Source organism: Burkholderia ubonensis subsp. mesacidophila (assembly GCF_002097715.1).
In the GTDB taxonomy this organism is placed as follows: Bacteria; Pseudomonadota; Gammaproteobacteria; order Burkholderiales; family Burkholderiaceae; genus Burkholderia; species Burkholderia mesacidophila.
Map to the genome: position 1 here is coordinate 1,491,338 of NZ_CP020738.1, position 13,525 is coordinate 1,504,862.

11 protein-coding genes are annotated in these 13,525 nt (G+C 69.2%); 7 read left to right on the forward strand and 4 right to left on the reverse strand.

All coding sequences use genetic code 11. From position 1 onward, the window contains the following. The first annotated feature begins 25 nt into the window (after positions 1-25). Both polX and B7P44_RS24245 read left to right on the forward strand, forming a co-directional pair. Positions 26-1,813: a DNA polymerase/3'-5' exonuclease PolX gene (gene polX / locus B7P44_RS24240; RefSeq protein ID WP_084910004.1), complete on the forward strand. Its 1,788-nt coding sequence runs from the start codon at positions 26-28 to the stop codon at positions 1,811-1,813. Further along, the gene (locus B7P44_RS24245; RefSeq protein WP_084908501.1) at positions 1,806-3,140 is read left to right on the forward strand and encodes a nicotinate phosphoribosyltransferase; all 1,335 of its coding nucleotides are present in this window, start codon (positions 1,806-1,808) and stop codon (positions 3,138-3,140) included. Before polX ends, B7P44_RS24245 begins: the two co-directional genes overlap by 8 nt. Before the next feature lie 43 nt (positions 3,141-3,183). On the opposite strand, the gene ald is transcribed toward B7P44_RS24245, so the two are convergent. Both ald and B7P44_RS24255 read right to left on the reverse strand, forming a co-directional pair. Next, positions 3,184-4,299 (reverse strand): alanine dehydrogenase, encoded by a 1,116-nt coding sequence (ald, locus tag B7P44_RS24250; RefSeq protein ID WP_084908502.1) that lies wholly within the window; start codon positions 4,297-4,299, stop codon positions 3,184-3,186. Between the two features lie 140 nt (positions 4,300-4,439). Then, positions 4,440-4,874, reverse strand: coding sequence for a hypothetical protein (locus tag B7P44_RS24255; RefSeq protein ID WP_084908503.1), 435 nt, complete (start codon positions 4,872-4,874; stop codon positions 4,440-4,442). Between the two features lie 353 nt (positions 4,875-5,227). Here B7P44_RS24255 and B7P44_RS24260 point away from each other — a divergent pair, with 353 nt between their 5' ends. Then, on the forward strand, positions 5,228-5,644 hold the full coding sequence (locus tag B7P44_RS24260) for a DUF3995 domain-containing protein (RefSeq protein ID WP_084908504.1): 417 nt from the start codon (positions 5,228-5,230) through the stop codon (positions 5,642-5,644). 81 nt (positions 5,645-5,725) lie between these two features. On the opposite strand, the gene B7P44_RS24265 is transcribed toward B7P44_RS24260, so the two are convergent. After that, positions 5,726-6,298, reverse strand: a complete 573-nt coding sequence (locus tag B7P44_RS24265; protein WP_084908505.1) for an RNA 2'-phosphotransferase — start codon at positions 6,296-6,298, stop codon at positions 5,726-5,728. 540 nt (positions 6,299-6,838) lie between these two features. Here B7P44_RS24265 and B7P44_RS24270 point away from each other — a divergent pair. The 4 genes from B7P44_RS24270 (at position 6,839) to B7P44_RS24285 (ending at position 12,728) form a co-directional block, all read left to right on the forward strand. After that, a complete protein-coding gene (locus B7P44_RS24270; protein ID WP_084908506.1) occupies positions 6,839-7,579 on the forward strand; it encodes a gluconate 2-dehydrogenase subunit 3 family protein in 741 nt (246 codons plus the stop codon). Then, a complete protein-coding gene (locus B7P44_RS24275; protein WP_084908507.1) occupies positions 7,579-9,357 on the forward strand; it encodes a GMC family oxidoreductase in 1,779 nt (592 codons plus the stop codon). Before B7P44_RS24270 ends, B7P44_RS24275 begins: the two co-directional genes overlap by 1 nt. After that, a complete protein-coding gene (locus B7P44_RS24280) occupies positions 9,354-10,760 on the forward strand; it encodes a cytochrome c (protein ID WP_084908508.1) in 1,407 nt (468 codons plus the stop codon). Before B7P44_RS24275 ends, B7P44_RS24280 begins: the two co-directional genes overlap by 4 nt. Before the next feature lie 246 nt (positions 10,761-11,006). Then, positions 11,007-12,728 (forward strand): cation:proton antiporter domain-containing protein, encoded by a 1,722-nt coding sequence (locus B7P44_RS24285; protein ID WP_084908509.1) that lies wholly within the window; start codon positions 11,007-11,009, stop codon positions 12,726-12,728. A gap of 18 nt (positions 12,729-12,746) precedes the next feature. Here B7P44_RS24285 and B7P44_RS24290 read toward each other — a convergent pair whose 3' ends face one another. Then, positions 12,747-13,511 carry an SDR family oxidoreductase gene (locus tag B7P44_RS24290; RefSeq protein ID WP_084908510.1) on the reverse strand — a complete coding sequence of 255 codons (765 nt, stop codon included), beginning with the start codon at positions 13,509-13,511 and terminating at the stop codon, positions 12,747-12,749. Between the last annotated feature and the right edge of the window lie 14 nt (positions 13,512-13,525).

A 13,525-nucleotide genomic window follows, 5' to 3' on the forward strand; every position in this document is an offset into this window, starting at 1 on the left:
CCACGCGGAAGGAGCCACGCCGATCATGTCGATCCACAATGCCGAGTGCGCGGCGGTGTTCGCCGAGATCGCCGACATGCTCGAAATCCAGGGCGCCAATCCGTTCCGGGTGCGCGCATACCGCAATGCCGCACGCACGATCGCCGACTATGGCCGCGACATTCCGACGATGATCGCGCACGGCGACGATCTCGGCCGGATTCCGTCGATCGGCGCCGACCTTGCGTCGAAGCTGCGCGAGATCGCCGCAACGGGCACCTGCGAGCTGCAGCAGACGCTGCGCCACGCGCTGCCCGCCGCGATCGTCGAGCTGCTCGACGTGCCGGGGCTCGGCGCGAAACGCGTGAAGGCGCTGCATGAAGGGCTGCACGTCGATACGCTCGAACAGCTGAAGGCCGCGGCGAAAACCGGCCGCGTGCGCGCACTGCCGGGCTTCGGCGCGAAATCCGAAGCACACCTGCTCGAAGCGATCGACGCGCGCCTCGATCATGCGCAGCAGCGTTTCCTGCTGCCGTTTGCCGAACAGTGCCTGACGCCGCTGCTCGAACGCCTGCGCGCGGTGCCGGGCGTCGGCGACACGGTGCCGGCCGGCAGCTTCCGGCGTCGGCGCGAGACCGTCGGCGACCTCGACATCCTCGTCACCGCACGCGATTCCGTCGCGGTCACCGACGCATTCGTCGGCTACGCGGAAGTCGAGCGCGTGCTCGCGAGCGGCGCGACGCGTTCGAGCGTCGTGCTGCGCAGCGGCATCCAGGTCGACCTGCGCGTCGTCGACGCCGACGCATTCGGCGCGGCGCTCGTCTACTTCACGGGGTCGAAGGCGCACAACATCGCGCTGCGCCGCATCGCGCAGGCAGGCGGCCTGAAGATCAACGAGTACGGCGTGTTCCGCGACGACGAACGGATCGCCGGCGAGACCGAAGCATCGGTCTACGAATCGATCGGACTGCGCTGGGTGCCGCCCGAGCTGCGCGAGGATCGCGGCGAGATCGACGCGTCGCGCGTCGGCCGCTTGCCGGCGCTGGTCGAGCGCGGGCAGTTGCGCGGCGACCTGCATGCGCACGCCGGCCAAGCGGATGGCAAGGACGGCCGGGCCGGCCTGCGGGCGATGGCGGAGGCCGCTCGTGCGCGCGGGCTCGCCTATCTGGCGATCACCGATCCGGTGCAGCGGCCCGGCGGGCGCGGGTTCGACAGCGAGCGGCTCGCGCGGCGGATCGACGAGATCGACAGCGTCAACGCGTCGTACGACGATTTCGTGCTGCTGAAGGGCGTCGAGGCCGGGATACTCGAAGACGGCAGCCTCGATGTGCCGGACGACATGTTCGGCCGGCTCGATCTCGTCGTCGGCGTGGTGCGCGACGCGCTCGACCTGCCGCGTGCCGCGCAGACCGACCGCGTGCTGCGGGCGATGGACCATCCGCATTTCACGATCCTCGCGCATCCGACCGGCCGCGTGCTCGGCGAGACCGACGGGTGCGACCTCGACGTGCCGCGCGTGATCGGGCATGCGCGTGCGCGCGGCTGCTTCCTCGAACTCGATGCGCAGCCGCAGCGGCTCGACCTCGCGGACATCTGGTGTCGCGAGGCCGCGCAGGCCGGCGTGCTGGTGTCGATCGGCTCGGACGCGCAGCGCGCCGACGAACTGGACGATCTCGGCCTGGGCGTCGATCAGGCGCGGCGCGGCTGGCTGACGCGGGCCGACGTGCTGAACACGCGTACGCTTGCGCAGTTGCGGCCGCTGCTCGCGCGCACGATGGGCGCGGGCCACGCCTCGGCGCCGCGCCACGCCACGCGAAGGGGGCCTGATGGCTGACGGCGACAGCGTGCTGCTGACCGATCTCTACGAACTCACGATGTTGCAGGCGTACTTTGACGCCGGGATGAACGACGTCGCGAGCTTCGAGTTCTTCGTGCGTGAGCTGCCGCCGCAGCGCAACTTCCTGATGGCGGCGGGGCTCGCGCCCGTGCTCGATTACCTTGAGCGCGCGCGCTTCACCGACGCCGACCTCGCGGGTCTCGCGCGGACCGGGCGCTTTCGCGCCGACTTTCTCGCGTCGCTCGCGCACTGGCGGTTTACCGGCACGGTGCACGCGATGCCCGAAGGCACCGTGTGCTTCGCCGACGAGCCGATGCTGCGGATCACCGCGCCGCTGCGGGAGGCGCAGCTCGTCGAAAGCCGCGTGATGAACCTGCTGCACTACGCGACGCTCGCAGCCAGCAAGGCAGCGCGCTCGGTGCTCGCGGCGCCGGGGCGCCTGCTCGTCGATTTCGGGCTGCGCCGCGCGCACGGCGCGGAGGCGGGCCTGCTGTCCGCGCGGGCGAGCTACCTTGCGGGCTTCTCCGGAACGGCGACGGTGCTGGCCGGGATCGCGTACGGCATTCCGACGTTCGGCACGATGGCGCATTCGTACGTGCAGGCGCACGGCGACGAGGCGCAGGCGTTCGTGCATTTCGCGCGCTCGCAGCCGGACAACGCGGTGCTGCTGATCGATACCTACGACGTGGAGCAGGCCGCGCAGACGGTCGTGACGACCGCGCGCATGCTGGCGCCGGAAGGGATCGCGATCAAGGGCGTGCGTCTCGACAGCGGCGATCTCGTGATGCACGCGCGGCGCGTGCGCGAGATTCTGGACCGCGGCGGGCTCGCGGACGTGACGATCTTCGCGAGCGGCAATCTCGACGAATACGGGCTGCAGGACTTGCTGGCGCGCGGCGCGCCGATCGACGGCTTCGGCATCGGCACGCGGATGAACACGTCGTCCGACGCGCCGTCGCTCGATTGCGCGTACAAGCTCGTCGAATACGCGGGGGGGCCGCGCCGCAAGCGCTCGGAAGGCAAGGCGACGTGGCCGGGCCGCAAGCAGGTGTTCCGGCGGCTCGGCGCGAACGGGCGGATCGACGCCGACTGCCTGGCGCTGGACGGCGACGCGCAGCCGGGCGCCGCGCTGCTGCAGCCGGTCATGATCGATGGGGCGCGGCTCGCGTCGCCGTCGCTCGACGCGAGCCGCGCGCATGCGGCGAGCCAGCTCGCGACGCTGCCCGAGCGCACGCGTGCGCTGACGGCGGCGGAGCCGGTCGCCGTCGGGATTTCAGCGGGGTTGGCGGCGCTCGTTAAGCGGATGGACGACGGCGCTGCGTAACGGGGCTGCGACGCGCATGTGAGGCGCCCACGCGCGGACCGTGTCACGCCAGCACATCCTCCGCGGGCACATAAGGCAGCCCGAGCGCGCGTGCGACCGCTTCGTAGGTGATCTGTCCGTCGCACACGTTCAGGCCGGCGCGCAGGTGTGCGTCGTCGGCCATCGCGCGTTTCCAGCCCTTGTCGGCGAGCGCGAGCGCATGGCCGATCGTCGCGTTGTTGAGCGCGAATGTCGACGTGCGGGCCACCGCGCCGGGCATGTTCGCGACGCAATAGTGGACGACGCCGTCGACCACGTAGGTCGGCTTCGCATGCGTCGTCGCGTGCGACGTCTCGAAGCAGCCGCCCTGGTCGATCGCGACGTCGACGACCACCGCGCCGGCGCGCATCCGCGCGATCATGTCGCGCGTCACGAGCCGCGGCGCCGATGCGCCCGGCACGAGCACGGCGCCGATCACGACGTCCGCGTCGCACACTGCTTCCTCGATCGTCTGCGCGTTCGAGCAGACCGTCCCGATCCGGTTGCCGAACACCAGGTCGAGCTGCCGCAGGCGCCCGACGTTGTTGTCGAGCACCGTGACCCGCGCACCCATGCCGACGGCCATCTGCAGCGCACCCGTGCCGACCACGCCGGCGCCCAGCACGACGACGTGCGCGGCCGCCACGCCGGGCACGCCCGCCATCAGCAGGCCCATCCCGCCGCGCGGGCTCTCGAGGTGGGTCGCCGCGACCTGGATCGACATGCGGCCGGCGACCTCGCTCATCGGCGCGAGCAGCGGCAGGCCGCCGCCTGCGCCCGTCACGGTCTCGTACGCGATGCACACCGCGCCGGACTTGACGAGCGCCGCCGCCTGTTCCGGATCGGGGGCGAGATGCAGGTACGTATAGAGGATCTGGCCGCGCCGCAGCATCGCGCATTCGGCCGGCTGCGGCTCCTTGACCTTGATGATCATGTCGGCTTGCGCGAACACTTCGGCCGCGCCGTCGCACAGCGTCGCGCCGGCCGCGGCATAGTGTTCGTCGTGCAGCCCGATCGCCGTGCCGGCGCTGCGCTGCACCAGGACCCGATGCCCGTGACGGGTCAGTTCGCGGGTGCCGGCGGGCGTGAGCCCGACGCGGTATTCATGGTTCTTGATCTCCTTCGGCACTCCGATCAGCATGGGTCACCTCCACGGGCCTTCGTTATCGGTGTTCAGCGGCGGCCCGCGCGGCCGGCCGCGATCGTCCGCGCGCACGGCGGTGCGTGCGCGTCGACGCGTCCTGTCGCGGCGGCCAGTCGTGACCGCCTGTCGTGACCGAGTTACGCGGTCTTCGCGATCGGGTCCGCCCGTTCCGCCGGCGCTGCGTGCCCGGGGTGCGGTTCCGTGGGCTGGATGCCCGCGCCGAACCACGGCACGTCGGCCGCGAGCGACTCGGCATAGCGGGTCCAGCCGCGCGGATTGCCGGCGAACAGCTTCGCGCAGACCGGCGCGGCCAGTGCATCGCGATCGAGCTGCGCATCGAGCAGCAGCTGCGGCCACAGGCAGAACGCGTGCAGCACGGCGCTCGCGAATTCGCGCACCGTCATGCGATCGAACACGTGTTCGAGCAGCGGCAGGTCGGCAAGCATCGGCCGCGTCGCGATCAGCGCGCCGATGGTGGCGTCGTCGCGCTCGGTTTCGAGCAGGCAACTGAGCGTACGCATCACGCTGCCGAGATGCAGCAGCAGCGCGCGGCGTTCGAGGGCTTCGTTCATGAAACGGTTCCTCCGGCAGGGAGGTGTGAGCGGTTTCGCGTTCATGCCTCGACTGCAGTCCTGGAATAAAAGGGTAGTAGCGTGCGGATGGAAGTCAAGCGGCGGGCGTGCATGAATGCATCGGCGCGGAGGGAGCGACGTCGCGCGCGGTTTTTGCTGCCGTGCAGCGGAAGGCTCGGGCAAAGCGGCGCCGGCCGTTCGTTGCCTGACACCGTTGCGCCGGGCCGATTGCGACCGGACGCCGCAATGCACGGCGCGCACGATTTCGGTATCGTCATACGCTTCGCGGATTGCAGGCCGCGCGCCGGATCGGGGGCCGGCGAACCACCCGGACACAAGGAGACGGATTCACCATGACCGCTGCGTATTTCATCGTGCCGACGTTGTGCGCGATCGCGCTGATCCACGTCTACTGGGCATGCGGCGGCCGATTGGGCAAGGGGGCCGCGATTCCCGAACTCGACGGCGAGCCGGTGCTGCGGCCGAGCACCGCCGGCACGTTCGCGGTGGCGGCGGCGCTGCTCGCCGGCGCAGCGGTGATCGCCGCGCGGGCCGGCTGGCTGGGGGCGAGCCCGCACGCGAGCCCGGTCGCGTTCGCGACCGTTGCGCTCGCGCTGATCTTCGCGGTGCGGGCGATCGGCGACTTCCGCTACGTGGGTTTCTTCAAGCACATTCGCGGATCACGGTTCGCGCGGATGGACACGCTGTGCTATTCGCCGCTGTGCGCGGCGTTGTCGCTGTCGATCGCATCGATGTTCTGGATACGCTGACCGTTGCGGACGAGCGCCGTCTGCTGCGGTGCGGCAGCGGCGTTCGTCCGGCGCGACGCAGTTCGCGGTCGCACAAGCGGTTCAGGCGGCGGGTGTGTCGAGCGGCGACAGGAACTCGGCGGGCACCGCGTCGGTGAGCCACACGCCGTTCTCGGCCACGAAGAACCTGAAGCCGCGCGCGTGCATGCGTTGCGCGTCGATCGCCAGCACCACCGGCTTGCCATAGCGCTTGCCGACCGCGATAGCCGTCGTCACATCCTGGGACAGGTGCACATGATGGCGCGCGCCGGCCTTCAGCCCCTGTTCGCGAATGGATTCGAGAAAGCGCGTGGCGGTGCCGTGATAGAGCAAGTCGGGCGGGCGCCGCTCCGGGTATTGCCGCTGCACGGCCGGCGTCGAGTGACCTTGCACCGCACGGATGCGCCGGCCGTCGTCGGATAGCGCGAAGCGCTTCTTGTCATTGGAGGCGACGACGGCATGGATCGTCGCCGGATCGAGGGCACGCCCGTCGCGGGACGCGCCGGCGATGAGCGCATTGAGATCGGCCCAGCCTTCCGGGTCGAGTTGCAGGCCGATTGCCTGCGGCGCGTGACGGAGGATGTAGCTCAGGTATTTGCCGGTCTCGTCGAGAGTCTTCTTGGTATCGGTATTCATATCGAGGCGCAACCCTACCAGATTTCGATGGATGGCCGTCATGCGCAGGCCGTCAACCGCAATTTCCCGCATCTTTGCGCACCCCACACCCGGAGCGCCGCGATTGTTGCATTTTTCGATTCAATAAATTGCGCTAAAACACTTTTAAATGGAACCGGTTCCATTTATGATTCGCCGGATCGTCGATCCGGGCTGCCCAGGGGGCGCGTATACCGGGTCTTGCTGTCCATAGAACCGACGAGTAAGTTGAAATGGCCATGCCGTCGGCGGGCAAATCCGATTCGGCATGCGTGTATTTGTCTGACGATAAGGCCGGCAAGAGATTCAAACGCTTTGGAGTCCGATGGAATGGGCGCGAAAGCGGCTGCATGGCGGCGGGGCATGCGGGGCATTAAGCACTGCGCGAATCCGCCGATGGCATCAAGGTAATTCGTAACACGAAATAAAAGGGTGCCGGGCGCGTTGCGACCCGGCCGTCGCGCGCGGGCACCTGCTGTTTGCGCGTGTTCGAAGCGCTGTCCCCAACATCATTATTCGACCATGTCCACGCCACCCGACAAACCCAATTCGCGCCGTCACTTCCTGCGCTCGTCGGTCGCGCTCGTGCCGATCACGTCGCTCGCCGGTTGCGACCTGCGGCCGTCGTCGACCACCGCGACCCCGTCCGGCAACGCGCCCGCCGCATCGGCCGACGCCGCGCAAGCGCCGTACAAGCCGACTTTCTTCGATGCCAAGGAGTGGGCGTTCGTCCAGGCGGCCGTCGACCGCCTGATTCCCGCCGATGCCGAAGGGCCCGGCGCGCTCGAGGCCGGCGTGCCCGAATTCATCGACCGCCAGATGGAAACGCCTTACGCGCACGGCGCGCTGTGGTACATGCAGGGGCCGTTCCAGCCGGGCGTGCCGGAGCTCGGCTACCAGCTGAAGCTCGTGCCGCGCGACGTGTACCGGCTCGGCATCGCGGCCGTCGACCGCTTCTGCACGAAGACGCACGGCAAGGCCTTCGCGGATATCGACGCGGCGACGCGCGACGCGGTGCTCGGCGCGCTCGAAAAGAGCAGCGCTCAGATCGACGACGTGCCGCCCGCGGTGTTCTTCGGACAATTGCTGCAGAACACGCGCGAAGGCTACTTCTGCGATCCGGTCCACGGCGGCAATCGCGGGATGGCCGCGTGGAAGATGATCGGCTTCCCCGGCGCACGCGCGGATTTCATGGATTTCGTCAACCAGAACGGCAAGCCGTATCCATACGGGCCGGTCTCGATCAATGGGGAGCGCACCTGATGGCCGCAGAGAAGAAACCGCATGTCGACGCGGTCATCGTCGGCTTTGGCTGGACCGGCGCGATTCTCGCGAAGGAGCTGACCGAAGCGGGCCTGAAAGTGGTCGCGCTCGAGCGCGGCGAGTATCGCGACACGTATCCGGACGGCGCGTATCCGAACACGATCGACGAGCTGACCTACAACATCCGCAAGAAGCTGTTCCTCGACCTGTCGAAGACCACCGTGTCGATCCGCCACGGCGTGCAGGACACGGCGCTGCCGTACCGTCAGCTCGCGGCGTTCCTGCCGGGCGAGGGCGTCGGCGGCGCGGGGCTGCACTGGTCCGGCGTGCACTTTCGCATCGCGCCGGAAGAGCTGCGGCTGCGCAGCCACTACGAAGAGCGCTACGGCAAGAAGTTCATCCCCGCGGGGATGACGATCCAGGACACGGGCGTCAGCTACGACGAGCTGGAGCCGTACTTCGATTTCGCCGAGAAGGTGTTCGGCACGTCGGGGCAGGCGTACAAGGTCAACGGCAAGGTGGTCGGCGACGGCAACGTGTTCGACGCGCACCGCAGCGACAATTTCCCGCTGCCCGCGCAGCTCAACACGTATTCGGCGCAACGCTTCTTCGACGCGGCGAAATCGCTCGGCCTGCATCCGTACCGGCTGCCGTCCGCGAACACGTCGGGGCCGTACACGAACCCGTACGGCGTGCAGATGGGCCCGTGCAACTTCTGCGGCTACTGCAGCGGCTACGCGTGCTACATGTATTCGAAGGCGTCGCCGAACCTGAACATCCTGCCCGCGCTGAAGCAGGTGCCGAACTTCGAGCTGCGCTCGAAGTGCCACGTGCTGCGCGTCGATCTCGACGACACGAAGAAGCGCGCGACAGGCGTCACCTATGTCGACCCGGCTGGCCGTGAAGTGCATCAGCCGGCCGATCTCGTGATCCTCGCCGCGTTCCAGTATCACAACGTGCACCTGCTGCTGCTGTCGGGCATCGGCAAGCCGTACGACCCGATCTCGGGCGAGGGCGTCGTGGGCCGCAATTTCGCGTACCAGAACCTGTCGACGATCAAGGCGTTCTTCGACAAGGACACCTACACGAACCCGTTCATCGGCGCCGGCGGCAACGGCGTTGCGGTCGACGACTTCAATGCGGACAACTTCGACCACGGCCCGCTCGGATTCGTCGGCGGTTCGCCGCTGTGGGTCAACCAGGCGGGGGTGAAGCCGATCAGCGGCATCGCAACGCCGCCCGGCACGCCGGCGTGGGGCTCCGCATGGAAGAAGGCGGTCAAGGACAACTACGCGCACACGGTCTCGATGGACGCGCACGGCACGAACATGTCGTACCGCGACGTGTATCTCGATCTCGATCCGACCTACCGCGACTCGTACGGCCAGCCGCTCTTGCGCATGACGTTCGACTGGAAGGACAACGACATCAGGATGGCGCAATACGTGACCGGCCAGATGAAGAAGATCGCCGAGGCGATGGGGCCGAAGGCGATCGGCGTGTCGACGCGCGAGTTCGGCAAGCGCTTCGATTCGCGCCAATACCAGACGACCCACCTCGTCGGCGGCGCGGTGATGGGCACCGATCCGAAGACGAGCGTGCTGAATCGCTATCTGCAGAGCTGGGACGTGCACAACGTGTTCGTGATGGGCGCGTCGGCGCTGCCGCAGGGCATCGGCTACAACCCGACCGGGATCATCGCGGCGCTGGCCTACTGGTCGGCGCGCGCGATCCGCGAGCACTACCTGAAAAACCCCGCTCCGCTGGTGACCGTATGAAGAGAACAACGACAGACAACGCCGCGCGCCGCACGGCGCGCGCGCTGGCGACCGGCGCTGCCTGGCTGGCGTTCGGCCTGGCTAGCGGGGCGGCCGTCGCGCAACCGGCGGCCGTGCCTGCGGCGCCTGCGGCGGCCGCGTCCGCGCCGCACGCCGCGGATGCGCTCGTCGCGCGCGGCGCGTACCTGGCGCGCGCCGGCGACTGCGTCGCGTGCCACACGGCGAGCGGCGGCAAGCCGTTCGCGGGCGGGCTGAAGTTCGACACGCCGATCGGCGCGATCTATTCGACCAACATCACGCCCGACCCGAAGACGGGCCTCGGCGGCTGGACACTGGAAGAGTTCGACCGCGCGCTGCGCGCGGGCGTGCGCAAGAACGGCGACACGCTGTATCCGGCGATGCCGTTTCCGTCGTATGCGCGCCTCACCGACGACGACGTGAAGGCGCTCTATGCGTATTTCATGCACGGCGTCGCGCCGGTGCAGCAGGAGAACCGCGCGGTCGACATCGTGTGGCCGCTGTCGATGCGCTGGCCGCTCACGTTCTGGCGCAAGCTGTTCGCGCCGACGCCGAAGCCGTTCGACGCGGCGCCGTACCCCGATCCGGTGCTCGCGCGCGGCGCGTACCTCGTGCAGGGTCTCGGTCACTGCGGCGCGTGCCACACGCCGCGCGCGCCGACGATGCAGGAGCGCGCGCTGACCGACGCGGACGGCCCGGACTTCCTGGCCGGCGGCGCGGCGATCGACGGCTGGGTGCCGACCAGCCTGCGCGGCGAGCCGCGCACCGGGTTCGGCGTCTGGACGGAAGCGGAAATCGTGCAGTTCCTGAAGAGTGGCCGCACGGCACGCAGCGCGGCGTTCGGCGGGATGACGGACGTGGTCGGCCACAGCATGCAGCACCTGAACGACGACGACCTCACGGCGATCGCGCGCTACCTGAAGAAGCTGCCGCCGCGCGTGCAGGGCGAAACACCTTACGCATATGACGACACCGCCGCGCAGGCGCTGCGCTCGGGCGACGCAAGCAAGCCGGGCGCGGCCGTCTATCGCGACAACTGCATGGCCTGCCATCGCAGCGACGGCCGCGGCTATACGCGCGTGTTCCCGGCGCTCGGCGGCAACCCGGTCCTGCAGGGCGACGATCCGACCTCGGTGATTCACGTCGTGCTGTCGGGCAGCGCGTTGAAGGGCACGCGCACCGCGCCGTCGACCTTCACGATGCCGCCGTTCGGCTGGCGGCTGTCGGACCAGGAAGTCGCGGACGTGTCGAACTTCGTGCGCACGAGCTGGGGCAATACCGGCTCGCCGGTCACGGCCGCGCAGGTCGCGAAGGTGCGCAAGGCGACGCCGGGCACGCGGCCGGAGCCGCCGCCGGGCGCACGCTATCCGCAAGCCGCGCGCTGAGCGGGGCGACGGGCATCCGGCGACGGTCTGCGGCGGCAGGCATCGCGCCAGCCGCCTCCGTCGCGGGCAGCGCATCTGTCGAATCCGGCGCCGCCGTCGCGCGGCGCCGTCAATAGCGCGGGAACCCGCCCGCGCGTTCCTCGTTCAGCGCCGCCGCCGTGAAATTTTCGGCGCCGCGCGCCATTTGTCCGCCTCATCCCTTATCCTTGAACCTTACTAAACGGTTACACATACAAGGGAGGGGGGATGCCACATGACGTCTGCCTGATTGCTTTGCTCGCGGCCGGTTTTGGTCTCGCGATGGTCTTCGGTTATCTCGCGTCGCTGCTGAAAATGCCGCCGCTGGTCGGCTACCTGCTCGCCGGGATCGTGATCGGCCCCGGCACGCCGGGCTTCGTCGGCGACCTGTCGCTCGCGCAGCAGCTCGCCGAAGTCGGCGTGATGCTGCTGATGTTCGGGGTCGGGCTGCATTTCTCGCTCGGCGACCTGCTCGCGGTGCGCAAGATCGCGCTGCCCGGCGCGGTTGTGCAGATCTCGGTGGCCACCGCGCTCGGCGGCGGGCTCGCGCTGCTGTGGGGCTGGAGCGTTGGTGCGGCGCTGGTGTTCGGTCTCGCGCTGTCGGTCGCGAGCACGGTCGTGCTGTTGCGCGCACTGGAGGGCCGGGGGCTCGTCGAGTCCGTGAACGGACGAATCGCGGTCGGCTGGCTGGTCGTCGAGGATCTCGTGATGGTGCTCGTGCTCGTGCTGCTGCCGCCCGTCGCGGGGCTGCTCGGCGGCACGCCGCCCGGCGACGCGCACGCGGGCGACGGCAGCGTGTGGGGCACGCTCGGCGTGACGATGCTGAAGGTCGCCGCGTTCATCGCGCTGATGCTCGTGGTCGGCAAGCGGGTGTTTCCGCGCATCCTGTGGCTCGTCGCCCGCACGGGCTCGCGCGAGCTGTTCACGCTGTGCATGATTGCCGCGGCGGTCGGCATCGCGTTCGGCGCGGCGAAGCTGTTCGACGTGTCGTTCGCGCTCGGCGCATTCTTCGCCGGGATGATGATGCGCGAGTCCGAGTTCAGCCGGCGCGCGGCCGACGAGACGCTGCCGCTGCGCGATGCGTTCTCCGTGCTGTTCTTTATCTCGGTCGGCATGCTGTTCGACCCGCAGGTGCTGCTCGACGAGCCGCTGCACGTGATCGAGGTCGCGGCGATCGTGCTGGTGGGCAAGACGCTCGCGGCGGTCGCACTGGTGCTCGCGTTCCGCTATCCGCTCAATACCGCGTTGACGGTCGGCGCGGGGCTCGCGCAGATCGGCGAGTTCTCGTTCATCCTGGCCGGTCTCGGCCGCGCGCTCGGGCTGCTGTCGGCGGAAGGGCAAAGCCTGATCCTCGCGGTCGCGCTGATCTCGATCGCGCTGAATACGCTCCTGTTCGCGATGATCGATCCGGCGCTCGCCTGGATTCGCCGGCATTCGGCGTTCGCGCGGCGGCTCGAGGCGCGCGACGATCCGCTCGCCGCGCTGCCGATGTCCACGCCGCAGACGCACCTGACCGGTCAGGTCGTGATCGTCGGCTACGGCAAGGTCGGCGCGCGGATCGCGCTGGCGCTCGACGAGCGCGGGATCGCCTATGTGGTCGTCGAGCAGAATCGCGAGATCGTCGAGAAGCTGCGCGCCGACGGCGTCGCGGCGGTGTCGGGCGATGCGATCGAGCCGATCGTGCTCGTTCAGGCGCACATCGCGCGAGCAGGGATGCTGATCGTCACGCTGCCGGACGTGTTCGACGTGCGGCAGATCGTCGAGATTTCGCACACGCTCAATCCGTCGCTCGAGGTCGTGCTGTGCACGAACAGCAGCGACGAAGCGGCGCTGCTCGCGAGCGAGGGCGTCGGCACGGTGTTCATGGGCGAGACGGAACTCGCCCGCGGGATGACCGAGCACGTGCTCGGCAGGATGACGAAGCCGGCCGCGGCCGCGCATGCGCATTGATGGCGCGCGGCGGCCCGCTCAATAGAACGTATCGAGCGTCAGCTCCTGCGCCATCACGCGATTCCCGGCCAGCAGGCCGCCGTCGACCGGCAGCGCCACGCCCGTGATGACCCGCGCGGCCGGAGAGCACAGAAACAGCGCGGCCTGCGCGACATCGTCGGGCGTTGCGAAATCGTCGAGCGGATACCACTTCCTCAGTTGCTCGAATACCTGCGGGTTGCGCTGCACGCGCGCTTCCCACGCGGGCGTCTTCACCGTGCCGGGCAGCACGACGTTCGCGCGCACGCCGTCGAGGCCGAACTCGATCGCGAGCGACTTCGCGTAGCTGATCAGCCCTGCCTTCGCGGCGCTGTACGCGGGGTGGCCGAGCGCGTGGACGCCGTTCACCGAGCCGATGATCGCGATCGCGCCGCGACGGCGCGCGCGCATGCCGGGCAATACGGCCTCGACGCTCACGTAGGTCGCGGTCAGGTTCGCGTCGAGATCGGTGCGCCATGACGCGGGCGTGGTCTCGCGCAGCGTCGCCGACGCGGCGGTGCCCGCGTTCGCGACGAGCACGTCGACGGCCGGATGCGGTTCGAGCAGCGTACGCAGCCGCTCGGGATCGCTCAAGTCGTCGACGACCGGAATCGCGCGCGGCTCGCCGAGCGCATCGACGAACCGGTCGAGCGCCGCCCGGTCGCGATCGAGCGCGAGCACGCGGTCGCCGGCGGCGAGAAAGGTCCGGCACAGCGCCTGGCCGATTCCGCCCGCGGCGCCCGTGACGAGAGTGGTGCGTGCCATGTCGGCTCCTTGAG